General features: G+C 34.3%; 19 protein-coding genes. 10 read left to right on the plus strand and 9 right to left on the minus strand.

All coding sequences use genetic code 11. The annotated features are described in order from the left end of the window. Window position 1: 1 nt before the first annotated feature. The 6 genes from VDP25_RS01355 (at window position 2) to VDP25_RS01380 (ending at window position 10,285) form a co-directional block, all read left to right on the plus strand. Window positions 2–1,723: a DUF4270 domain-containing protein gene (locus tag VDP25_RS01355; protein WP_334465884.1), complete on the plus strand. Its 1,722-nt coding sequence runs from the start codon at window positions 2–4 to the stop codon at window positions 1,721–1,723. 9 nt (window positions 1,724–1,732) lie between these two features. Then, a complete protein-coding gene (gene glmS, locus VDP25_RS01360) occupies window positions 1,733–3,580 on the plus strand; it encodes a glutamine--fructose-6-phosphate transaminase (isomerizing) (RefSeq protein WP_334465887.1) in 1,848 nt (615 codons plus the stop codon). A 173-nt stretch (window positions 3,581–3,753) separates the two neighbouring features. Beyond that, window positions 3,754–6,579, plus strand: coding sequence for a TonB-dependent receptor domain-containing protein (locus VDP25_RS01365; RefSeq protein ID WP_334465889.1), 2,826 nt, complete (start codon window positions 3,754–3,756; stop codon window positions 6,577–6,579). Window positions 6,580–6,600: 21 nt separating this feature from the next. Next, window positions 6,601–8,232: a G-D-S-L family lipolytic protein gene (locus tag VDP25_RS01370; protein WP_334465892.1), complete on the plus strand. Its 1,632-nt coding sequence runs from the start codon at window positions 6,601–6,603 to the stop codon at window positions 8,230–8,232. Window positions 8,233–8,424: 192 nt separating this feature from the next. Beyond that, a complete protein-coding gene (gene atpD, locus VDP25_RS01375) occupies window positions 8,425–9,933 on the plus strand; it encodes a F0F1 ATP synthase subunit beta (RefSeq protein WP_334465894.1) in 1,509 nt (502 codons plus the stop codon). Between the two features lie 76 nt (window positions 9,934–10,009). Beyond that, window positions 10,010–10,285, plus strand: coding sequence for a F0F1 ATP synthase subunit epsilon (locus VDP25_RS01380; RefSeq protein WP_115815700.1), 276 nt, complete (start codon window positions 10,010–10,012; stop codon window positions 10,283–10,285). Between the two features lie 73 nt (window positions 10,286–10,358). Here VDP25_RS01380 and VDP25_RS01385 read toward each other — a convergent pair whose 3' ends face one another. The 8 genes from VDP25_RS01385 to VDP25_RS01420 form a co-directional block, all read right to left on the minus strand. Next, the gene (locus VDP25_RS01385) at window positions 10,359–11,126 is read right to left on the minus strand and encodes an XRE family transcriptional regulator (RefSeq protein ID WP_334465903.1); all 768 of its coding nucleotides are present in this window, start codon (window positions 11,124–11,126) and stop codon (window positions 10,359–10,361) included. Window positions 11,127–11,277: 151 nt separating this feature from the next. Beyond that, a complete protein-coding gene (locus tag VDP25_RS01390) occupies window positions 11,278–11,721 on the minus strand; it encodes a LexA family protein (protein WP_115815696.1) in 444 nt (147 codons plus the stop codon). Between the two features lie 281 nt (window positions 11,722–12,002). Beyond that, on the minus strand, window positions 12,003–13,259 hold the full coding sequence (locus VDP25_RS01395; RefSeq protein WP_334466090.1) for a Y-family DNA polymerase: 1,257 nt from the start codon (window positions 13,257–13,259) through the stop codon (window positions 12,003–12,005). A 152-nt stretch (window positions 13,260–13,411) separates the two neighbouring features. Then, window positions 13,412–15,208: a M61 family metallopeptidase gene (locus tag VDP25_RS01400; protein ID WP_334465907.1), complete on the minus strand. Its 1,797-nt coding sequence runs from the start codon at window positions 15,206–15,208 to the stop codon at window positions 13,412–13,414. A gap of 45 nt (window positions 15,209–15,253) precedes the next feature. After that, a complete protein-coding gene (locus VDP25_RS01405; RefSeq protein WP_334465910.1) occupies window positions 15,254–15,460 on the minus strand; it encodes a helix-turn-helix domain-containing protein in 207 nt (68 codons plus the stop codon). 2 nt (window positions 15,461–15,462) lie between these two features. Continuing rightward, on the minus strand, window positions 15,463–16,272 hold the full coding sequence (locus VDP25_RS01410; RefSeq protein ID WP_334465912.1) for a DUF2975 domain-containing protein: 810 nt from the start codon (window positions 16,270–16,272) through the stop codon (window positions 15,463–15,465). A gap of 2 nt (window positions 16,273–16,274) precedes the next feature. Continuing rightward, window positions 16,275–16,775 (minus strand): DUF2975 domain-containing protein, encoded by a 501-nt coding sequence (locus tag VDP25_RS01415; RefSeq protein ID WP_334465915.1) that lies wholly within the window; start codon window positions 16,773–16,775, stop codon window positions 16,275–16,277. 2 nt (window positions 16,776–16,777) lie between these two features. Continuing rightward, window positions 16,778–17,287, minus strand: coding sequence for a DUF2975 domain-containing protein (locus VDP25_RS01420; protein WP_334465918.1), 510 nt, complete (start codon window positions 17,285–17,287; stop codon window positions 16,778–16,780). 136 nt (window positions 17,288–17,423) lie between these two features. Here VDP25_RS01420 and VDP25_RS01425 point away from each other — a divergent pair, with 136 nt between their 5' ends. Then, window positions 17,424–17,972, plus strand: a complete 549-nt coding sequence (locus VDP25_RS01425) for a hypothetical protein (protein WP_334465921.1) — start codon at window positions 17,424–17,426, stop codon at window positions 17,970–17,972. Between the two features lie 114 nt (window positions 17,973–18,086). Next, window positions 18,087–18,503 carry a putative signal transducing protein gene (locus VDP25_RS01430; RefSeq protein ID WP_334465924.1) on the plus strand — a complete coding sequence of 139 codons (417 nt, stop codon included), beginning with the start codon at window positions 18,087–18,089 and terminating at the stop codon, window positions 18,501–18,503. Here the strand turns inward: VDP25_RS01430 and VDP25_RS01435 are convergent. Next, a complete protein-coding gene (locus VDP25_RS01435; RefSeq protein ID WP_334465926.1) occupies window positions 18,493–19,989 on the minus strand; it encodes an aminotransferase-like domain-containing protein in 1,497 nt (498 codons plus the stop codon). The genes VDP25_RS01430 and VDP25_RS01435 overlap by 11 nt on opposite strands. Before the next feature lie 70 nt (window positions 19,990–20,059). Between VDP25_RS01435 and VDP25_RS01440 the strand changes: the two genes are divergently transcribed. Both VDP25_RS01440 and VDP25_RS01445 read left to right on the plus strand, forming a co-directional pair. After that, a complete protein-coding gene (locus VDP25_RS01440; RefSeq protein ID WP_443089847.1) occupies window positions 20,060–21,886 on the plus strand; it encodes a TonB-dependent receptor plug domain-containing protein in 1,827 nt (608 codons plus the stop codon). A 646-nt stretch (window positions 21,887–22,532) separates the two neighbouring features. Then, window positions 22,533–23,174 (plus strand): hypothetical protein, encoded by a 642-nt coding sequence (locus tag VDP25_RS01445; RefSeq protein WP_334465929.1) that lies wholly within the window; start codon window positions 22,533–22,535, stop codon window positions 23,172–23,174. The last annotated feature ends 16 nt before the right edge of the window (window positions 23,175–23,190 follow it).

Raw genomic sequence — 23,190 nt, forward strand, 5'->3', positions numbered from 1 at the left:
TATGAAAAAAAATAGAATTGCCCTACAGATCATAGCATTTACTTTAATAGTCATAACTTTTATTGCTTGCGATAAAGACTATGCCAATCTAGAATCTGATGTTATAAACAACGATGTTGCTACAAATTTTGATATTCTTTCTAAACAATACGATGTTATTACTAAAACTAAAGCTTTTGATCCTATACTAAACCCTGTCCAAACAAATAATCTTGGTCTTAGTACTTTAGGTGTTTATGATGATATCTATGGCAGAACCACATCCAGTTTTGTAACACAACTTACAACTAGCACTTATGATCCAAATTTTGGTGATGATGTGCAAATAGATTCTGTAGTCGTAACCATCCCTTATTACAGTACAGTTACTGGTGTTGATGATGATGGCAATACAACTTACGAGATAGATTCTGTAATCTCTAAAGGAGATAGTTATAAGAGCATTGTACTAAGAATCTTTGAAAACAACTATTTTATTAGAGATTTTGATCCTAATGCTGGCTTTAATGAAAATCAAGCTTATTTTTCTAATAAATCAGCTTCTGCTTCAGAAATGATAACAAATTTAGAAGGAGAAGAACTCACTTTTGTTGATTACGATGATGCAACAGGAACTGATATGACTGTTGTTAGTAATGTTATAGATATAAATAACAATGGGCATGTGTTAAAAGACGTCAACAATTTAGATGACAATGGAAACAAACCTATACTATTTAGTCAAGCTCCAGCTATAAGAGTAATGTTAGAACCTACATTTTGGCAAAACAAAATCATAGACAAAGAAGGAGATATTGACCTAAGTAATCAAAACAATTTCCTAGAATATTTTAGAGGACTTTATTTTAAAGCAGAAGCTTACAATGATGATGGTAGCTTCCTCATTCTAGACACAAATAATGACAGTGCAAATGTCACAATATATTATAACCGACTGACACCATCTACTTCAGATGATGCTGACGAGAGAGACACAGCTGCATTTGTCCTCAATTTTGGTCCAAATAAAATTAATTTCTTAGAAACCGATTTCACTGTTAATGAAGAAGAATCTGATACAGGAGATAGTAAACTATATTTAAAAGGCGGACAAGGCTCTGTTGCCAAAATAAAACTTTTTGATGGTTTTTACGATGAAGAGGCTGGCATTACTAATTTTGAAAAATTTAGAGATGAGTTTGTTAATTTAGAAGATGGTGAGTTTGAGAGTTCTAAACGTTTGGTTAACGAGGCTAATCTTGTTTTCTATGTAGATAGAGACCTATTAGATTCTGCAAATGAAGACCCAAACAACGAACCTAATCGCCTATATTTGTATGACATAGATAATAAAACACCTTTAGTCGATTATTATTTAGATGCTACCAATACTAACTTACCTTCGTTTTCGAAATATAATCACCTTGGTGCTTTAGAACGTGTAGATGAAGATGACCCAAGTAGTAAAGGTGTTAAATACAAATTAAAAATCACAGAGCATATCAATAATTTATTACTACGAGACTCTACCAATGTTGAACTTGGCTTAGCCGTTTCTCTAAATATTAATTTAGAAGATCCTAGCTTAGGTTTCACACAAAGTAAAGTACAAGGTTCTGATGAATTAGCTGTTCCTGTAAGTTCTGTATTAACACCAAGAGGTACCATATTACATGGTAACAACAGTGAAAATGAAGATAAAAAAGTGTATTTAGAAATCTATTACACAGAACCAAATAACTAAAAATAACCTATGTGCGGAATTGTTGGATACATTGGCCATCGAGAGGCTTATCCTATTGTAATTAAAGGACTTCAAAGATTAGAATATCGTGGCTACGATAGTGCTGGTATTGCATTATACGACGGCAATGCTATTAAGCTTTCTAAAACCAAAGGAAAAGTTTCTGACCTTAAAAATAAAATGGAAAGTGAAATTTCTACTGATGGAACTTTAGGTATTGGTCATACACGTTGGGCAACACATGGTGTGCCAAATGATGTAAATTCTCATCCACATTACTCTAATTCTGGAAATTTAGTTATAATCCATAACGGAATTATTGAAAATTACGATTCATTAAAAAAAGAATTAATAAAACGTGGTTATACGTTTCAATCAGATACAGATACAGAAGTATTAGTTAATCTTATTGAAGATGTACAAAAAAGCGAAAATCTTAAACTTGGTAAAGCGGTTCAAATAGCCTTAAACCAAGCCGTAGGAGCATATGCTATTGCTGTTTTTGACAAAAACAAGCCTAATGAAATTGTTGTAGCCAAACTTGGTAGCCCATTGGCTATAGGTATTGGTGATGATGAGTTTTTCATAGCAAGTGACGCCTCTCCATTTATAGAATATACCAAAAATGCTATTTATCTTGAAGATGAAGAAATGGCAATTATCAGAAGAGGTAAAAATATAAAAGTTAGAAAAATTAAAAATGATGCTCTCGTAGACCCTTACATACAAGAACTTCAGCTTAATCTAGAGCAAATAGAAAAAGGTGGTTATGACCACTTTATGCTTAAGGAAATTTATGAGCAACCAAGCGCTATTTTAGACACCTTTAGAGGTCGCCTATTAAGCAACGAGGCTATTATTAAAATGGCAGGTGTAGAAGATAATATGAAAAAGTTCTTAGCAGCTGACCGTATTATAATTGTTGCCTGTGGTACATCTTGGCACGCTGGTTTAGTTGCAGAATATATTTTTGAAGATTTAGCCAGAATACCTGTAGAAGTAGAATACGCTTCGGAGTTCAGATACAGAAACCCTGTAATAACTGAAAAAGATATTGTTATTGCTATTTCTCAATCTGGTGAAACAGCAGATACGCTAGCAGCCATAAAATTAGCAAAATCTAAAGGTGCATTTGTTTTTGGTGTTTGTAATGTTGTAGGCTCTACAATCGCAAGAGAAACAGACGCAGGAGCATATACACATGCTGGCCCAGAAATTGGAGTGGCATCTACAAAAGCATTTACAACTCAAATTACAGTATTAACTTTAATAGCATTGCGTTTAGCAAGAGCCAAAGGGACAATGTCTAGTTCAGAATTTAGACAACACCTTATTGAGCTAGAAACTATTCCAAGCAAAGTTGAAGAAGCTTTAAAATCTGACGCTTATGTAAAAACTGTAGCTGAAATTTATAAAGACTCTAAAAACTGTTTGTATTTAGGTCGTGGATATAATTTCCCAGTGGCTTTAGAAGGCGCTTTAAAATTAAAAGAAATTTCCTATATACACGCAGAAGGCTATCCTGCGGCAGAAATGAAACATGGACCAATTGCTTTAATAGATGAACAAATGCCTGTATTTGTTATTGCAACCAAAATGGGACATTATGAAAAGGTAGTTAGCAACATCCAAGAAATTAAATCTAGAAAAGGTAAAATTATTGGTATCGTTACAAAGGGAGATAAAAGTGTCAAGGAATTAGCAGATCACGTTATCGAAGTTCCAGAAACATTAGAGTGTCTTACACCTTTATTAACAACCATACCATTACAGTTATTATCTTATCATATTGCTGTAATGTTAGACAAAAACGTCGATCAGCCTAGAAACTTAGCGAAATCCGTTACTGTAGAGTAACCAAATCGATTATTAATATATAATTTATAAAGCCTAAAATTGAGAATTTTTCAATTTTTAGGCTTTATTTTTTTCAAAATATGCTATGCGCGCATAATTTTATGAGAATTTCTTATTGAATTTTCATATATTTAGTTAAATTGCTCATCTAACAAATTAACTAATTCTCTAAAATGAAGACAATCTTAAAGCTTTTCACGATGCTTTTTTGCGTAGTATCCTTTGCACAAACCACAGTTAAAGGTAAAATTATTGACAATACAGGACTTCCCTTACCTGGCGCAAATATTGTTATAGTAGGTACTAGTTCTGGTACAGTTTCCGATTTTGACGGTAACTATACTTTATCTGTAGATCAAGAACCTCCGTTTTCAATCCGTATAAGTTATACTGGCTTTGAAACAAAAACTATTGAAGTAACAACAAAAAACCAAACCGTAGATGTTACATTAAATGAAGGTAACTCACTTGATGAAGTAGTTATCTCTGCATCTCGTACTCCGGAAAGAATTTTTGAATCTCCTGTTACTGTAGAACGTTTTGGATTAAAAGAAATTAAAAACACGGCTTCTGCTGATTTTTATGGTGGTTTAGAAAACCTTAAAGGTGTAGACGTTAATACAAATAGTTTAACCTTTAAATCTGTTAACACCAGAGGTTTTGCAACATTTGCAAATACGAGATTTGTACAACTTGTTGATGGTATGGATAACTCTGCACCTGCTCTAAACTTTCCATTAGGAAACTTGTTAGGTATGACCGAAACAGATGTTTTAAGTGTGGAGCTTTTACCTGGTGCATCTTCTGCACTATATGGTGCCAATGCTTTTAACGGTATCTTATTTATGAGAAGTAAAAGTCCTTTTGATCACCAAGGAATTAGTGGCTATATAAAAAGAGGTATCACCTCTCAAGAAGCTGCTGGCGATAATGAATACACTGATTTAGGTATTAGAATGGCATACAAGTTTAGCGATAAATTTGCTGCTAAAGTAAACTTTGGGTATTTAAAAGGTACCGATTGGTATGCTACTAATTACGACGACAAAAACATGAATGGCGGAACACGAGAATCTAACGTAAATTATGATGGAGTTAATGTATATGGAGACAACGTAACAATTAACATAAAAGATGCAGCACCTGCAAGTATTCAAGGAATTATACCAGATGTTAATGTAAGTAGAACAGGATATAAAGAAGTCGATTTAACCGATTATAATGCAGAAAGCATAAAAGCAGATTGGGGATTATACTTCCGTCCGTGGGAAAATGATTTTGAAATTCAGTATGTAGGTAAAATAGGATCAGGATCTACAATCTACCAAGGTGCACAACGCTACAGAATAGACAACTTCTTTTTACAACAACACAAATTAGAAATTAAAAATGATGATTTCTTTGTAAGAGGTTATATAACGGCAGATAAAGCAGGTGACACTTATGTTATGGATGTTGCTGGTCCAAATTTATTACAAGCTTGGAAATCTCATCAAGATTGGTTTGGACAATATATTCAAACGTTTGCAGGCGCTACTCTTGGAGGTGCTACCGAAGCAGAAGCTCACGCTGCAGCAAGACAAGTGGCAGAAACAGGTCGATTAGTTCCTGGTACTCCAGAATTCCAAAACGCTTTTGATCAAGTAACAAGTGAAACCAATTTTTTAACTGGATCTGCATTTAAAGATGAATCTAAAATTTATCATGCTGATGCAAATTATAACTTCGGAGAAAAAATAAAGTTTGCTGAGATACAAATTGGTGGTTCGCATAGAACCTACCGTTTAAATTCTTTTGGAACCATTTATGCAGATGCTAATGATCCTATTACATATTCTGAATTAGGTATTTATACACAATTACAAAAATCTGTAGCATTAAATGAAGATTTAGAATTAAAACTAACAGGTTCTGTTCGTTACGATAAATCTGAATTATTTGATGGGTTTTTATCACCAAGAATCTCTGCTGGTTTAACTGTTAACGAAAACCACAACTTTAGAGCTTCTTTTCAATCTGGATTTAGAAACCCAGACACACAATCATTATACATTGGTTTACAAACCGGATTAGGAACACTTGTTGGTGGTGCATCTGATATTGGAGATCGCTACCAAAGAGATCATGCTGTAAGTTCTTTTGCACAAAACAACTTAGGGCAACCTTCAACAATAACTCAAACTGCCGATGCTGCATATAGCAATTCTTTATTTGCTTCTATTGCTGGAGATTTATCTAATCACGATTCAAGTTCTAATGGAAGTAACTATGTCGCTAATTCTAATTATGTAAAACCAGAACAAGTAAGCTCATTTGAAGTAGGCTATAGAGGTAAGTTTAATCATTTTATTATTGATGCTTCAGCTTACTACAGTTCTTATAAAGATTTCTTAGCAAATGAAAACGTGGCAGCACCTCTATACGGAGATATATCAAACTTTGATTTAACAGGTTATGACCCAAGCAACCCAGCATCTGTTGCTGGATTAAATTCAGATACACAGCAAATTCTTGCCGCTTTAAACAATGGTGATTATGTTGGATACCAGACATACACCAACTCAGAAGAAAAAGTAAACTCTTATGGTGCAGCTGTTCAAGTTTCAACCAAAGTGTTTAACGGTTTTGATCTAAGCGCAAATTACACCTATGCTAAAATGGATTTTGATGTTAAAGGAAACCCTGATTTCAGAACTAACTTTAATACACCTGAACACAAGGTAAAAGCAACTTTTGGTAAAACAGAATTGTTTAAAAACTTTGGCTTTAACGTTTCTTGGAGATGGAGCGACAACTATTTCTGGGAAGCCTCTTTTGGAGATGGAGAAGTACCTGCATTTCATGTACTTGATGCACAAATTAATTATAGAGTTACAAGCTTAAAATCTACGTTTAAATTAGGTGCTACTAACCTATTACAAGACGAGTACTTCACAGCATTTGGTACTGGATTTATAGGATCTCAGTATTATGTGTCTTGGACCATTAACAATTTATAATAACGGAAAAAGAAAATAAAAATGAGAAAAATTAAATATATAGCGCTTTCATTACTAACATTAGGTATGCTAGCCTGCGAGAATGATCTCGTTCAAGACTTAAGAGATACAAAAAACAACAATGAAGAACCATTACCTGAATTAGTAGCAGGCACTGCAGACTTTTCAAAATATGTAGCTGTTGGCGCATCGTTTACTGCTGGATTTTCAGATAATGCTTTATTTATAGCAACACAAGAAAATTCCTTTCCTAACCTATTATCAATGAAATTTGCAATGTTAGGAGGCGGAAACTTTACACAACCTTTAATGGAAGATAATATAGGTGGCCTTCTGTTTAACGGTGCCCCAGATCCTTCTGGAGCATTTGGACCAAGATTGTTTTTTGATGGTTCAGGACCTGCAGGTTTACCAGCAACACAAACAACTGAAGCGACAACAGTTTTAAGTGGTCCTTTTAATAATATAGGTGTTCCTGGCGCAAAAAGCATACATTTAGGTGTTAATGGTTACGGATTCGGAAATCCTTATTTTGGAAGGATGGCTTCTAATCCAATGGCTTCTATGCTAGAAGATGCTGTTGCACAAAACCCAACGTTTTTTACGCTTTCAGAAATAGGAGGAAATGATGTATTATCTTATGCAACTTCAGGAGGAAGTGGTGTAGATCAAACTGGAAACTATGATCCTACAACTTATGGGAATAATGATATTACTGACCCAGTAGTGTTTGCTAGTGCTTTTGGCGCCTCTGTTGATGCCTTGGTCGCAAATGGTGCAAAAGGTGTGGTAACTAACGTACCATATATTACAAGTTTAGCACACTTTACGACAGTGCCTCATAACCCACTAGATCCAACTAATCCCGATTTTGGACCTCAAATTCCTTTATTAAATTCAATTTTTGGAGCCTTAAACCCAATTTTTGAAGCTGTAGATCCTAATAGAACTATTGTTTTTTCTGAAACTGAAGCTAGTGCTGTTGTTATAAGAGATGAAACTTTAGCAGATATTTCAACAACAATTATAGGCGCTTTAAATGCTAGCCCTACATTCCCTGCTTTTATTGCTCAATTTGGATTACCTGAAACAGCAGCGCCTTTAGTCGCTAATTTATTAGGAAATACTTATGGACAAACAAGACAAGCAAACGCGAACGATTTATTTGTATTACCTAGTAGCTCAATTATTGGAACTGTAAATGAAGCTTATGCTAACGCTTTAGAAGCACAACAATTACCTGCTGCACTTGCTGCTCAATTTGCAACAGAAGGTATTACACTACCATTAGAAGACAAATGGGTATTACTTCCTAGCGAACAAACGGCAATAAGAAATGCTACAGACGCATACAACCTTACAATAGAATCTATTGCTACTGAAAATGGTTTAGCATTGGTTAATTTTAAAGATATTCTTATAGAAGCAGCTACAACTGGACTTACTTCAGGAAACTTTACTCTAAATACAAATTTAGTAACAGGAGGATTAATAAGCTTGGATGGAGTACATCTTACCTCTAGAGGATATGCAGTTATGGCTAACGAAATGATGAGAGCTATAGATGAAACCTACGGTTCAAACTTTGAAGCTTCAGGTAATTTTTACGATTGTGGAAACTATCCAACAAATTATCCTGTTACACTTCAATAAAATAGATTAAAACACACTTAAAAAACACCTTCATAATGAAGGTGTTTTTTTATGCTCAAAAACCTTAAAAAATAGATTCCGTATTTAAAATAAAACTATATCTTTGCAGCGCGAAAAACGCAGGTACTCAACTTGTTTGAAAAAACTGTTTTTTTTAGATTTAAATTATTGCAAAACAAAAATATATAAGTAATGTCAAAAGTTACAGGTAAAGTTGCACAGATTGTAGGCCCAGTTATCGATGTTGAATTCGCTGCTGGTTCAGAGCTTCCAAAGATTTATGATTCATTAGAAATCAACAAAAAAGATGGTTCAAAATTAGTATTAGAGGTACAATCTCACATTGGTGAAGATACCGTACGTACTATTGCTATGGACTCATCAGATGGTTTAAGTAGAGGAACAGAAGTTCACGCAACTGGTGCTCCAATCCAAATGCCAATAGGCGAAGATGTTTACGGACGTCTTTTTAACGTTATTGGTGATGCTATTGATGGATTAGGAAATTTACCTAAAGCTGGTGATGCTGGTTTACCTATTCACAGACAAGCTCCAAAATTCGAAGATTTATCAACATCTACGGAAGTTTTATTTACTGGTATTAAAGTAATCGATTTAATTGAGCCTTACGCAAAGGGTGGTAAAATTGGTTTATTTGGTGGTGCTGGTGTTGGTAAAACAGTATTAATCCAAGAGTTGATTAACAATATTGCAAAAGGTCACGGTGGACTTTCTGTATTCGCAGGTGTTGGTGAAAGAACACGTGAAGGAAACGATTTACTTCGTGAGATGTTAGAGTCAGGTATTATCAAATATGGTGATGACTTTATGCATTCTATGGAAGAAGGAGGATGGGATTTATCTAAAGTTGATAAATCTGGAATGAAAGAATCTAAAGCGACTTTCGTATTCGGACAAATGAATGAGCCTCCTGGAGCTCGTGCTCGTGTAGCACTTTCAGGATTAACTATAGCAGAATATTTCCGTGATGGTGCTGGTGAAGGACAAGGAAAAGATGTATTATTTTTCGTAGATAACATCTTCCGTTTTACACAAGCGGGTTCTGAGGTATCTGCATTATTAGGTCGTATGCCTTCTGCGGTAGGTTACCAACCAACATTAGCAACCGAAATGGGTGCGATGCAAGAACGTATTACATCAACAAAAAGAGGTTCTATTACATCTGTACAAGCGGTTTACGTACCTGCAGATGATTTAACGGATCCAGCTCCAGCAACAACCTTTGCACACTTAGATGCAACAACAGTATTATCTCGTAAAATTGCAGAGTTAGGTATTTATCCTGCGGTAGATCCATTAGATTCTACGTCAAGAATTTTAACGGCTGATATTTTAGGTGATGAACACTATGCTTGTGCTCAACGTGTAAAAGAGTTATTACAACGTTATAAAGAATTACAAGATATTATTGCCATCTTAGGTATGGAAGAATTATCTGAAGAAGATAAAATGGCTGTAGGTAGAGCTAGACGTGTACAACGTTTCTTATCACAACCGTTCCACGTAGCTGAGCAATTTACAGGTATTCCTGGTGTATTAGTAGACATTAAAGAAACTATTAAAGGGTTTAACCTAATTATGGATGGTGAATTAGATCACTTACCTGAAGCGGCATTTAACCTTAAAGGTTCTATTGAAGAAGCTATTGAAGCAGGAGAGAAAATGTTAGCTGAAGCATAAATCAGTAAGCAGTACTCAGTGCGCAGTCCTAAATATGACTGCAAACTGCCAACTGCCTATTGCAAACTAAAAGAATATGTACTTAGAAATTGTATCACCAGAAGCCACATTATTTAGCGGAGAAGTTACTTCAGTAACAGTTCCCGGAGTAAATGGTGAGTTTGAAATGTTAACCAATCACGCACCTATTGTTTCTATTCTTAAAGAAGGACATGTAAAAGTTGCTGGTAACGTTCAATTAGAAGAAGAAGTTGAAGCAAAATTCACTAAATCTGATAAAGGCGTTTGGTTAGCAATCAATTCTGGAACACTTGAAATGAAAGATAATAAGCTAATTATTTTAGCAGATTAATCCAATCATTATATAAATAAAAAGCGCGAAATGTTTCATTTCGCGCTTTTTTTTATGTCTAATCCGTAAAATATCACATACGTTTTACAGCTTCCAACTCTACTTTCAATTCTTGAAAGAGCATCATAATACTGCTTAATTTCAATTCTTTTTCATCGTATTCTTGAGTATTAATGCAACAGGTAAATTCCCAAATCTCTAAAATATTTTCACGTGCAATCAAATAAGGTTGATACGTTTTATTATCTGAGCTTAATAATAAATTTGAAGCATCACCTTCTGGAATATAAACCCGCTTATACACCAAACCATCATCCTTAGTTAATATAATATACGTGCGTCCGCTTTTAACATCCATAATATCGTCCACAAACTTTGCCACTATAAACGCACCATCTTTTACAGGTAACATAGAATCTCCTTTAATAGGAAATGCACGATGTGTCCCTGTTGGCAAAAATGGTAACTTAATTTTTTGAAGCTGCTCTATATATTCTGGATCATCATAACCAGACAAATAACCTGCAGATGCTTTTGCTGGTATAATCTCAATTAAATCCTCATTATCTTCGTTTACAGTTACAGGAAATAATACACGCTTGTTCCCAACTTCAATAAACGATGTGTCTTTTGCTTTACGCAAATCGTTTTTAACCAAAATATCAATAGGAATATCAAAGAAGTTAGACAGGTCTATTAAACGGTCTATTGGCGGCTCAGAGCGCCCTTCTTCATAAGACCCCACAACAGAGCGTGTCCAGTTAAGTTCGTCCGCAAAACGTTCCTGAGACAGCTTCTTTAGCGTGCGCAAATGTTTTATATTGGCCTGAATGGGCTTCATTAATTTTTAGTTTTAATATTAATTACTACAAAAATAAGCAATAAAAACTACATATAATAGCCAATTTTAAAAACCAATACAACATCTTAGCAATACAGTTAAAACCGCAATGCTTTACATATAAAACTAAAGTTAAAGGATTGAGGGATTATTAATAAACCTTTTTTATTACGTTGGTTACTATTCCCCAAATCACAAAATTATTATCTTCTGTGATTTTTATAATAGGATAGTTTGGATTTTCGGGCTGCAACCACACCTCTCCGTTAGAAACTCTAAGGCGTTTTACAGTAAATTCACCATCTAGAAAACATACTGCTATTTTATTATTTGCAGGTTCTAGACTTCTATCTATAACTAACAAATCATTATCATCTAAACCTGCACCAATCATAGATTGTCCACTTACTTTAGCGTAAAATGTAGCTTCCTTATTTTTAACTAACTCATCATCTAAAGACAAACGTTGCTCTTTAAAATCTTCTGCTGGAGATGGAAAACCTGCTGAAATTCCTGTATCAAAAAAATTGGTACCAGCTCCTTCAATGGCTTCTGGTAAAAAAAATATTAAGCTATTAGACTTATGTGCTATCATTTTATTTATATTATCAATCTTATTTTAATAACCTTATTGAAAAAAAAATTTAATACGTTTACTTGCATATCCATTTTGTATTCTCATTTTTTATTTGAGTTACCAAATGGTTTTTGTCACCACAAATTATCCTAACCCTATTTACATAGGTAAAGCGCATTTTTATGGTGCTCTAGGTCTATTGTTTTCACTAATATACCCTATTTCAGATATTGCAATTACTATTAAAGAGTACATTAACAATCATAAATCTAAATAAAGCTACCTTTAATTAAGGAAAATTACTTAACTACAATAATATCATTAATGTTGGTTGTATATCTTGGAGACAAACGTTCTTGACGCATTTTCCAAGTACGTTCTAAATCTTGATTTCCTAATTTTATTTTATTCCCTTTGTACTTCTTATTTATAACATCTATTGCAGACATCAAAGGTTTATGCTTTGGATCTTCTTTATGAAACAAATCTAACTGAAAATTATCTGTAGGCACCAAACCGGTAACAATAACTCCTGCTCTTTTGTATTTTATCCCTTTTTTATAAATCGATTTTACTGCATTTACAGCCTGTGTGCTAATTAACAAGGAAGAATCTGTAGGAAACGGAAAACTAACCATTGTACTAACCTTATGCTGTTCTAAATCTTTTTTATGCCTATCACTACTTAGCATAACAATAATCATGTGGCAACTAGAGTTTTGCTTGCGTAATTTCTCTGCGCAACTTGTTGCAAAGGTAGAGATTCGTTCTTTTATATTATCGATATCAGAATAGGTATATTCAAAACTTCGTGTGGTAGCAATAGCGCGTTTTGTGGTTGGCTCATCTAAAGTAATTTTAGAAACCCCTTCTAAGTCCTTTTTAAGTTTCCACTCGGTAATAGAAAATGTTTGTCGGACCCAATCATCAGATAACTGTGTAAAATCATAAGCTGTATGGCATCCTTTTGCTTTTAAGCGTTTTTGCAAACCACGACCTATTCCCCAAACGTCTTCAATCTTAATCCATTTTAAGGCTTTAATTCGAGATGCTTCGGAAGCTATAACATAAACGCCTTTAGTTTCTTTAGGAAACTTACGCGCAATTTTATTGGCAACTTTACTTAATGCTTTTGTAGGAGCAACACCTACACAAGTAGGAATACCGGTCCACTTTAAAATCCGTGTTCTTATTTGACCGCCGTAAGCTTCTAAATTATAATTTTCAAAACCTTTAAACTGAAGAAAAGCCTCGTCTATACTATAGATTTCAACATCTGGAGTAAACTGCTCTAGTATGCGCATTACACGACTACTCATATCTCCATATAACGGATAATTAGATGAAAACACTTTAATATTATGAGCTTTACAAAAGCTTTCCCATTTAAAAATTGGAGCTCCCATAGGCAAACCAACAGCCTTAGCTTCATCACTGCGCGCAATAACACAACCATCATTATTACTTAAAATAGCAATAGGTTGATGACGCAAATTAGGGTTAAAAACCCGCTCACAAGAGGCATAAAAATTATTACAATCTACTAAGGCATACATAATGTAAAAATACAAAAAGACCTTACAGGTTTTTAAAATCTGTAAGGTCTAGTTTAAAATTTATTATAAAATATTATTTAAACGCCTTTAAATACTTGTAATTTCCTTTTGATCTTCTTTCTTCTGCTTAACCAAATAAGACGTCGCTAATTCTACTTGGCGCCCAACCAAGCGTCTCGATTTGCTTTAGCCGCTTCAGATAAATCATCTAAACTTGAAATAGTATAAGACGTATCGGCATCTAAAGTTAGTTTTACAGTGCGTTGTTTTCCGAAACGCTCATAAACCACATCAACAGTTTGATTCGGTTTTACTGTACCTAAAATTTTATTTAAGTCTGATGTTTCATTGATATCAACACCATCAATTTTAAGTAACTTATCTCCTTTTTCAAGTCCTGCGGTATAAGCTCCAGAACCGACCATTGTATTACTTGTAATGACTTGATTGTTTAAATGCAATCCAAAAGCAGGCTGCTCCGTGTTTTGTTGTAATTGCACACCAACCGTTTTAAACAAGCTTTCAAAATCGGGCATGTCGCTTTTGTAGATATAATTGTTGAAAAAAGCATCACCAAAGTCAGCACCTGCATAAGCCTTTAACGTTTGCTGTAAATCAGCAATGGTATAATAAGTTTCCGTTTTTCCGTAGGTGTTCCAAACCAATGCCATATAATCGTCTAGATTCAGGTTTTCGGCTCTAAGCGATAAATCTAAAGCCAAACCTAGCATACTGCCATACGAATAATAGGAAATAAAAGTATTGCCACGATTGATATCATCTACAGAACGTGCGGCATCTACAAATGGAGCTTGATAGCTCATCTCAATAGGATTAAAAAACTGTCGTCCTGGTGAATTCCAAACGTAGTTAAACGTTCCTGTCAGCCCTTTTATATAATCTTCCTGTGTGATAAGTCCGGCTCTGGTTAAGGTTAAATCGTCATAATAACTGGTAAACCCTTCAGCAAACCAAAGCTCGCCACTCATGTTAGCTGCTTCAAAATTAAAAGGCTCTAAACTTTGTGGTCGTATACGTTCTACATTCCAGCAATGAAAAAATTCATGACTAACAGTACCAATATTACGATCGGCTCCATCGGCTAGACTTCGTGTGCTGGTGACAATGGTAGAGTTTCGATGTTCCATACCATCACCTGTGGCATTAGGAATATAACAGCCTAAAAACGTATATTCTCCGTAATCGAAAGTTGGTAATTCACCAAAAACAGCTTTTTGTTGTAAGATTGTTTTTTTAACCTTTTCAAAATAATCATCAAACTCTGCTGCGGTTCCATTATGGTGCAATGCAAAATTGATCTTTTGACCATCCACCTCAAACGAACGTACCATATGGTCACTAATTTCCGTTGGACTATCCATAAAATACTGTAAGTTGTCAGCGGAATAAGTGCTGCCTTCTACGAGCTTTAATTGCGTAGCAATTTTCCAGTTTAAGTCTTTGCGAGGTTTAAATTCAATGTTGAAGGTGTCGTTTTCCAAGCTCGGAGCATACATAAACGTCGCTGGCATATTAAGATGGGCATGCGTTTCATCAACTTGTGCGTAGGTGCCATCTCCATGATTGGCATATAAGGTGTAATTGACTATGATAGTGCCATCGTGATCGTTCACAGTCCAAGAATACGGATCGGGACGTGTCGTTTCTAAAACATTACCCTTCCCATCTGTAACCTTTACGTTATAAACATTCTTAGCAAATTCGTGAATAGCATAACGTCCTGGTGAGCTTCTAGACATTCTAAATGCGGCTTCACCTGATTTTAAACCTTTAAAAGTAGCCGTGATTTCAGCTTCATGATGTGCTGCATTTTCAAACGAAATGGTATAGCTTGAACTTCCTGTAGTTGTTAATTCTGTTACCAGATTTTTGTCTTCCTTGCAATTCACTAAACATAAAAAAGACAGTAATAAAATTAGGCTTCGCATCTATTCAATTTTTTAGACACCCAAGATACTAATTTTTAAAACCTTTTAATCTTCTACGTATTCTAATATATCACTAGGCTGACAGTCCAAAGCTTTACAAATGGCTTCCAAAGTTGAAAATCGAATGGCCTTTGCTTTTCCTGTTTTTAAAATGGACAGGTTCGCGGTTGTAATCCCAACAATTTCAGCAAGTTCGTTGCTCTTCATGCCACGTTTGGCTAATATGATGTCTAAGTTGACTATTATAGGCATGATTATATGGTTAGATCGTTTTCGTGTTGAATTTGGTTTCCTTTATTAAGAAGTGTACTTAAAACAAGCAACATAAATCCTATTAAAAATAGTACAAAATCAAAATCTAAACGTGGATTCATAGAAATAGTAACATACTTTAAATTGTAATCTAAAGGACTAATACTAACATAAGGCAAATCAATACCTAAGATAAAATTAATTATAGAATTTAATAATACATAGCATATTAACAATATACCTATCAAGTTAATACTCTTATATAATTTTTGAGAAAATAAAAAATTCGTTTTTAAAGCTTTAAATATTCTTTTAAGGAAAAGGAACACAAGTAATAGTATCAATAAACCTAAATATGATCTAACAATTATAAGAAATTTATTAACCATCGTTTTCGGATTAACCGTTATGAATCCATTGCTTACGAGTTGTGTTGAAGTAAATTCATAATGATCCACCATATCCTTATTATGAATACTTACTATCGATTTAAAATCTAAAGAATCTTCAGAAGTTATTGGTTTAACATAAGTACCTGTTCCACTAGAATAACTTTGCCCCAAAGTATTAATACCTTCTTTTTCTAATTTAAAAAGCTCATTATTATACATTGGTTTTTTAGGGCTAATACTAAACTTCACTGGCATCTGATAACCAATAGAATGGTGACTTCCTGATGAAAAATCCCCAACCTTACCATCTTGTGTAAAAACTTCAAAACTAATTGCAACTACAATCCATATAATTAAAAAGTAAAATGAAATACTACAAAACCAATATAATACCCCAACAAGTGTATTTTCCTTTTTCATAATCAAACCGTTAAATCGTTTTCTTGTTGAATTTGGTTTCCTTTCTTAAGAACAGCAGAAAAAAGTCTAAAGAATAATCCTAAAATCATAAGCAGAATATACAAGCCTTTTGAGTCTATATTAAGATAAATCTGATTATGAATATCACCATAGTTCATCATAAAAAATATGGAAATAAGCGAAATCACAATGCCAATTATTCCGGAGAATAAAAATAGAGATCCTGCTTTATGATAAGTAGTTACTAATTTCGAATTAAAAAAATCACCTGTTGCAAATATTTTTAAGTTTGAAATTAGCGTGAATACACCATACACAAAAATTAGCAAAGCCAAGGCTTTAGCTACAAATACACCTTGTGTTGCTAGAGAAGGTTTACCTTGTTGCAAATGCAAAATATAAGTATCAAAAAATAATGCCAATGTTGAAATCGTCAAATTACCAACAATTGAAACAACAAGCGCTAAAAACAATAATATTATAGAGTACCTTATTTTTTTCATAATCAAACCGTTAAATCGTTTTCTTCCTTAGCCTTTTTCGCCACCTTAAATACCTCGCTTAATACCATAAAAAACAGCCCTAAACAAATGAGCATGATATAAGGACTTAAACCTAAATTAATTTTAAATACTCCTTTAAAAACCAATTGACCTATAAAAATTAATACTGAAGCAATAATACCAACACCAGTAAGCAAATAACCAATCTTATAAAAATGGGCTATAACATCAGCATGAAAAGGTTTAACCTTCTGAAAATAACGCAAAGTTTTTCTAAACAAGTACACACAATAGATTGTTACTAGAGCTAAAGCAATAAATACCAAACCAAACAGTTGAACAGATAATACTGAAGTTTCAATGATAGAATCGTCTGCATCAAGAAACAGGTTTAGAGACTCAGGCGCTACAAACATATAAACCGCTAAAAATAAGCATATCAAAATTCCGGGAATACAAGTCAGTATCCACACAAAATCGATTAAACTTTTTAAGATGATTAATTTTCGCATTTTAAATAATTATCGTTTTACAATAACAAATATATAAAAATTATTGATAAACGATAATTATTTATTAAAAATGATAATTTTCCCAAGACCTAGCAGGTTTTAAAAACCTAGCAGGTCTTTTTCCTATATTTGAAACATGATATCCAACACCATCATTTCAGAAAGCCCTAGACCTATTTGGCAAATTCCCATTGCTGCGTTATTTTTCACATTGGCTTTCGGGATTATGGGTTATAAAGTTTTTCTATGGGCAACAACCAACCAACCGCTAGGCATACGGTTATTAGATTTTGAAGGTGTTATTTATTTCACGGGTATTGGCGCCAGTTTTTGTTCTAGAAAACGAATTCATATCGATATTTCAAATTCTAGATTTAGACCAACCATAGAGGTTGGACCTTTAAAAATAGGATCATGGCAAACCATTAAAAACTACCAATATGTTTCTGTATTTCATCAACCCACAGTAGATGGTGATTATATATTTGAAGTAAATCTATGGTACGACAATAACAAACATTTTGAGCTGTACGAAGAAGATAATTACAAAGAAGCCTTTCTCATCGGTTTTGAACTTTCGGAACAATTAAATATCGATTTATTAGACGCCACAGAACCTAACGACTTTAAATGGATTGATAAAGACGAATGGAAAGCCAAAATAGCATCTGGAACCATTGATTAATACTTTTACAGACTCGTCAGATTGGTTACTGAGCGTTGGTCACTGAGCGAAGTCGAAGTGAATCGAAGTGAGTCGAAGTGAAAAACCTATCTAGTCTTTTCTTACCTTTACCACATGCAAGACACCTTCGTTACCATAGCCCGATTCCCCTATTCTACAGAAGCACAAATAGCCAAAGGACGATTAGAAGCCGATGGTATCGAAGTCTTTTTAAGAGATAATCTTACCATAGACACAGATCCTTTAGTGAGCCAAGCCATTGGAGGTGTAAAATTAAAGGTACTTGCCAAGGACGAAGAACGAGCTCGAGAAATTTTAAAATCAATTAAAGCCTATTCTGTAGACAACGAAGGGCATCCTATTGTTTGTCCCAATTGTAAAGGTGAACATATTGAAATGTACACCACCATTAATAATTTTAAATCCTTGATGTCTTTTCTAATTGGCCTCCTGTTCTTTACACTACCTTTTAGTGCACGTTACCAATACAAATGTGAAGATTGCAAAACTGAATTTCCCATTAAAAATTAAGCACCTTATCATAAGCACGTTTCAGCTTTTTAATCACAATTTCGAGTTCGTCTTCATTTAAATGTCCAAATCCAAAACGAATTGCACAAGTCGTTTTATCTTGATATAAAATCGTTTTTGGAAGAAACAAATCTATACGCGCTGCTTCTTCGGCAAGTTTCACTAACGACAAAGGATGCTTAAATTGTAACCAAATAGCCAAACCTCCAGAGGGTTGTTCATAGCTTATAATGCCATTAAAGTATTGCTGCAAGTATTTACACAAGCAATCACGGCGTTGTTTATAGGTCACAATATTCTTTTTCACTAGCCTATAAATTTCACCTTCAGATATAAGCTCAGACAACATTTGCTCTTGTATTAAATCACCTTGCTCATCAAGTAAACTTAAATAGTTGTGAGCTTCGGCAATTAAATTATCTGGAGCTACCACAAAACCCGTTTGAAAACTAGGAAACAATGATTGGCCCATTTTACCCAAATAAATTACCATACCGTTGGCATCTGCGCTTGCCATAGGTAACATAGCAGATCCTTCAAACTGAAAATCGTAATCATAATCATCCTCAATAATAGCAAATCCATAAGTTTTTGCTAATTGCAAAAGTTGTAATCGCCTTTGAGCACTTAATGTTTTGGTCGTTGGATACTGTCTATGTGCACAGACATAAACACACCTAATGCTGTGTTTTATAAAATGCTTTTTTATATAATCTACATCTAAGCCTTCGTCATCTACAGGAATAGCTTTTAACGCTGCTCCAGCTTCTTGAAAAATTGTATTTGAGGCATAATGGCTTAATTGCCCAACCAACACCACATCATCTTTCTTAATTAATAGTTGCGATACAATGTACAAACTCATCTCTGTGCTACGCGTGCTTATGACATTGTTCGGATTAATACGAAAGCCACGTGTCGCATTTAAATAATTACACAATTGTGTTTTAAACACCGAAGGCGTTGCTACCGATGCTCTATTCCATTTATTAATTAAGGGTTTGCGTTTCATAGCAGCACTATACCATCTCGAAAACTGATGTACTGGATGCAAACGTAAATCGGGCTGACCATCATTAATTATATATTTAGCCGACGTTTCTTGAAGTGTAGATGCCAAATGAAACGATTTTTGAAATGGAAAACCAGCGACTTTAGGATAATTATAAGCACGATCTATACGCTCTGCTGTAGCTTTTATTTTTGCAGTAGCCTGCTCTGGCACCAAAACAAAAGTCCCTCTATTTGGTATAATATCTACCCAACCTTGAGAGGCTAATTCTTCATAAATAGCCACAGCAGTATTACGATGTATATTTAACAACTCACTAAAGACACGAGTACCTGGCAATTTGCTCCCTTTAGATAAATAACCACGTTGTATACCATTAATTATTTGCTGTGCTACTTGTATATATATAGGTTGCACCGAAGCTTTGTCAAAACTAACAAGCTGTTTTATAAGATCACTAACCGGACTATTCATTGTTTTAAAACTGGACTATCTTAATCGTCCGGAAAGTTACGACTTTTGCCTCGTTAAAACTTAGAACACAATGACAAATAAATATATACACCTTGCTTTTATAATGCTTTTCATATCTCAAATAAACGCACAAGAGCAAACCATAAAAACCGATTCTTTAAACGAAGTAATCATCACTTCAACACGTATTGATTTACCCTTCAAGGACAATTCCAGAACCATAAATATTATGACCTCAGCAGATATTAAAAGTAGTGCTGCTCTAACCATTTCAGATGTATTACAGCAAATCGCAGGTGTCGATATTAGACGTCGTGGCACCGGAGGAAGTCAGGCCGATTTATTTATTAGAGGTGGTGGTTTCGATCAAACATTGTTATTAATAGATGGCATTAAAATGGACGATGCACAAACAGGACATCACACCTTAAATGCGGCGCTTCCGCTTGAAGTCATTGAACGTATAGAAGTCATAAAAGGACCTGCGGCACGTGTTTTTGGACAAAATGCCTTTACAGGAGCTATTAATATTGTCACAAAATCGAGTTTAGATAATACCGTGTCTGCAAATCTTGAAACCGGTTCCTTTGGTCAACTTAATGGTTCAGTAACTGTTGGAAGTGAATTAGAAAACTCAACACACATACTTCATGTGGGAAAAATGACCTCTGAAGGCTACCGAAACAATTCAGATTACGACAATTCTAACTATGTCTTAAAAAGTGTCTTCAACAAAAAAGATCAAGCTATTGAAATGATTGCCACATTTTCCGAACGTAAGTTTGGTGCCGAAAATTTTTACACCACCAATCCTGCTTATAATGAATATGAAGAAACACAAAACAGCTTAATCGCCTTCACCACAAAATTTCAATCTGAAAAACTAAAAATTCAACCGCGTATCTATTGGAAACGCAACCAAGATATGTTCCTTCTAAAACGTTTTGAACCTGCATTCTTCAGAAATTTCCACCTGTCTAACAAAATTGGTACCGAAGCCAATGCGGCATACACCTCTAAATTAGGGGTTACAGGCTTTGGGATAGACCTCTCTAAAACCTATTTACGTAGTAATAACTTAGGTAATCGCAACCGTTTTATGGCAACGGCTTTTTTAGAACACCGTTTTCAATTTATCAATAACCGTTTAGATATTACACCTGGTGTTGCTGTAACCTATTTTTCAGATTTTAAATTTAACGGATTCCCTGGATTAGATATCGGATTTGATATCACCAACAACCTTAAAGCCTACGGAAACATTGGATTTACCTATAGAATCCCTACCTACACCGACTTGTATTACACGGATCCAAGAACCAACGGCAACGAAAATTTAGAACCCGAAGAAGCCTTTGCGCAAGAAATTGGTATTAAATACAATTCCCAAAGGATTAGAGCGAGTCTATCCGTTTTTAATCGCGATGCCAAAAACTTGATCGATTTTATAAGACCAAACACCATTGAAGAAATTTTTACTGCAACCAACATTGCAGAAGTCAATACCAAAGGGCTCGAAATTGATGTGGCTTATAATTTTGAAATAAATAGCTTCAACCAAACCTTAGCTTTTGGCTATGCCTATTTAGAAGATGATATTTTAGAGCAAAACGAAGAACTATCGCGTTATGCCTTAAACACCTTAAAACACCATTACACCACTAGACTAAGCACGCAATTGTTTAAAAACATTAGTCAAAGTATCGTTTACAAATATGCCGAACGCACCACAGGACAAACCTATAATGTTTGGGACGCTTCAATAATTATGAAATTGAACCAGATGGAATTATCCGTAACAGCAAGCAACATTTTTGATGCCGATTATATTGAATCTGGCTTTACACCAATGCCACCAAGTAATGTCTTATTTGGTCTGCGTTATACGTTTAAATAATAAAAAAGATTTTTTTTGAATATAAAAAACACCCCTAAAGTCCCCTCAAGGGGACAGTCTCACTGTTGCGAATAAAAAAATCTAAAAGATTTATTAATTTTCTCCTTAAGGATTATTGAAATAAAAGTGGACTTTCATTGAAAATACCCTACATAGCTCATTTAAAGTCTGTCCAAAAACCTACCAACAAAAACAGCTTTTCTATTCCAAAATGTTTTATCTGTAGATTGTCCCCTTGAGGGGACTTTAGGGGTGTAAATAAGCTATAAAATATAGAATACCTACAAAGGTTTTGAAACCTTGCAGGATGCAAATCAATTATAGACTCCTACTTCCAAAGAAAATATTTCTCAAAATTTCTGTAACAAAATTCCTTCATCTGCTACCTATATACTGAAAGTGGTCTAAATCTCAAAACTATATTGAGACCCCAAAGTATAAAAACGACCGTACTTGCAATAACCATCAAAATTACAATTGACATTCCAAATTTGAATCCATTAGTATTCAAACTAAATTTCATTAAGAACTAAAAGATTTCAAAATCTTTAATGGTGGTTATAGTGAGACCGATTTACTTTCAAAATAAGATTGTATAATCTCACAATGGTCGTATATTTATTAACTCATTTCTAAACTAAATCTTATGGCTGAATGGTTTTCAAACTTAGAATTTCTATCCAAAATGTATTGGTTAGTGGCTATAATTGGCTCACTCATTTTCTCTATAGTTATGATTATGGCTTTTACAGGAGGAGATGCCGATGATATTGGCGACCTAGACTCCGATATTGATGCTGATGGAGCTGGTTTTCAATTTATATCTTTTAAAAACCTTGTGGGCTTTTTTACCATATTTGGCTGGAGTGGCATTGCATGTATAGATGCCGGACTTTCTACACCACTAACTATAATTGTTTCGGTGATTTGCGGACTGTTAATGATGGTAATTATGGCTTCACTATTTTATTTTATTAGCAAACTTTCAGATAGTGGCACTTTAAATTATAAAAATGCGCTCGATGCCGTTGGAGAAGTCTATCTAACTATTGGAGCAGAGCGCTCTAAAATGGGAAAAGTAACCGTAAGTGTACAAGGCACCATGCGCGAATTAGATGCGCTTACCGATGCATTAACCGAACTAAAATCTGGGACTATCATAAAGGTGGTCGATGTTACTTCTAACGGAATTCTCATTGTCGACCAAACACGGAAACCTATTGAACCCTCAAAACACATAAAAGACCCCTTATTGAGTAATGCTACTCAAAAGAAAATTTCAAAATAAAACTAATTCTTCAAAT

Source organism: Winogradskyella sp. ECml5-4, assembly GCF_036903175.1.
Classification (GTDB): Bacteria; Bacteroidota; Bacteroidia; order Flavobacteriales; family Flavobacteriaceae; genus Winogradskyella; species Winogradskyella damuponensis.

What these genes read in the sequence shown, in the direction of transcription:
- VDP25_RS01405 (WP_334465910.1), bottom strand. Translation starts at nt 15,460, where the DNA reads ATGCCTATAATAGTCAACTTAGACATCATATTAGCCAAACGTGGCATG.
- VDP25_RS01440 (WP_443089847.1), top strand. Translation starts at nt 20,060, where the DNA reads ATGACAAATAAATATATACACCTTGCTTTTATAATGCTTTTCATATCT.
- atpD (WP_334465894.1), top strand. Translation starts at nt 8,425, where the DNA reads ATGTCAAAAGTTACAGGTAAAGTTGCACAGATTGTAGGCCCAGTTATC.
- VDP25_RS01395 (WP_334466090.1), bottom strand. Translation starts at nt 13,259, where the DNA reads ATGTATGCCTTAGTAGATTGTAATAATTTTTATGCCTCTTGTGAGCGG.
- VDP25_RS01445 (WP_334465929.1), top strand. Translation starts at nt 22,533, where the DNA reads ATGGCTGAATGGTTTTCAAACTTAGAATTTCTATCCAAAATGTATTGG.
- VDP25_RS01425 (WP_334465921.1), top strand. Translation starts at nt 17,424, where the DNA reads ATGATATCCAACACCATCATTTCAGAAAGCCCTAGACCTATTTGGCAA.
- VDP25_RS01400 (WP_334465907.1), bottom strand. Translation starts at nt 15,208, where the DNA reads ATGCGAAGCCTAATTTTATTACTGTCTTTTTTATGTTTAGTGAATTGC.
- glmS (WP_334465887.1), top strand. Translation starts at nt 1,733, where the DNA reads ATGTGCGGAATTGTTGGATACATTGGCCATCGAGAGGCTTATCCTATT.
- VDP25_RS01370 (WP_334465892.1), top strand. Translation starts at nt 6,601, where the DNA reads ATGAGAAAAATTAAATATATAGCGCTTTCATTACTAACATTAGGTATG.
- VDP25_RS01435 (WP_334465926.1), bottom strand. Translation starts at nt 19,989, where the DNA reads ATGAATAGTCCGGTTAGTGATCTTATAAAACAGCTTGTTAGTTTTGAC.
- VDP25_RS01380 (WP_115815700.1), top strand. Translation starts at nt 10,010, where the DNA reads ATGTACTTAGAAATTGTATCACCAGAAGCCACATTATTTAGCGGAGAA.
- VDP25_RS01365 (WP_334465889.1), top strand. Translation starts at nt 3,754, where the DNA reads ATGAAGACAATCTTAAAGCTTTTCACGATGCTTTTTTGCGTAGTATCC.
- VDP25_RS01410 (WP_334465912.1), bottom strand. Translation starts at nt 16,272, where the DNA reads ATGAAAAAGGAAAATACACTTGTTGGGGTATTATATTGGTTTTGTAGT.
- VDP25_RS01390 (WP_115815696.1), bottom strand. Translation starts at nt 11,721, where the DNA reads ATGATAGCACATAAGTCTAATAGCTTAATATTTTTTTTACCAGAAGCC.
- VDP25_RS01355 (WP_334465884.1), top strand. Translation starts at nt 2, where the DNA reads ATGAAAAAAAATAGAATTGCCCTACAGATCATAGCATTTACTTTAATA.
- VDP25_RS01415 (WP_334465915.1), bottom strand. Translation starts at nt 16,775, where the DNA reads ATGAAAAAAATAAGGTACTCTATAATATTATTGTTTTTAGCGCTTGTT.
- VDP25_RS01385 (WP_334465903.1), bottom strand. Translation starts at nt 11,126, where the DNA reads ATGAAGCCCATTCAGGCCAATATAAAACATTTGCGCACGCTAAAGAAG.
- VDP25_RS01420 (WP_334465918.1), bottom strand. Translation starts at nt 17,287, where the DNA reads ATGCGAAAATTAATCATCTTAAAAAGTTTAATCGATTTTGTGTGGATA.
- VDP25_RS01430 (WP_334465924.1), top strand. Translation starts at nt 18,087, where the DNA reads ATGCAAGACACCTTCGTTACCATAGCCCGATTCCCCTATTCTACAGAA.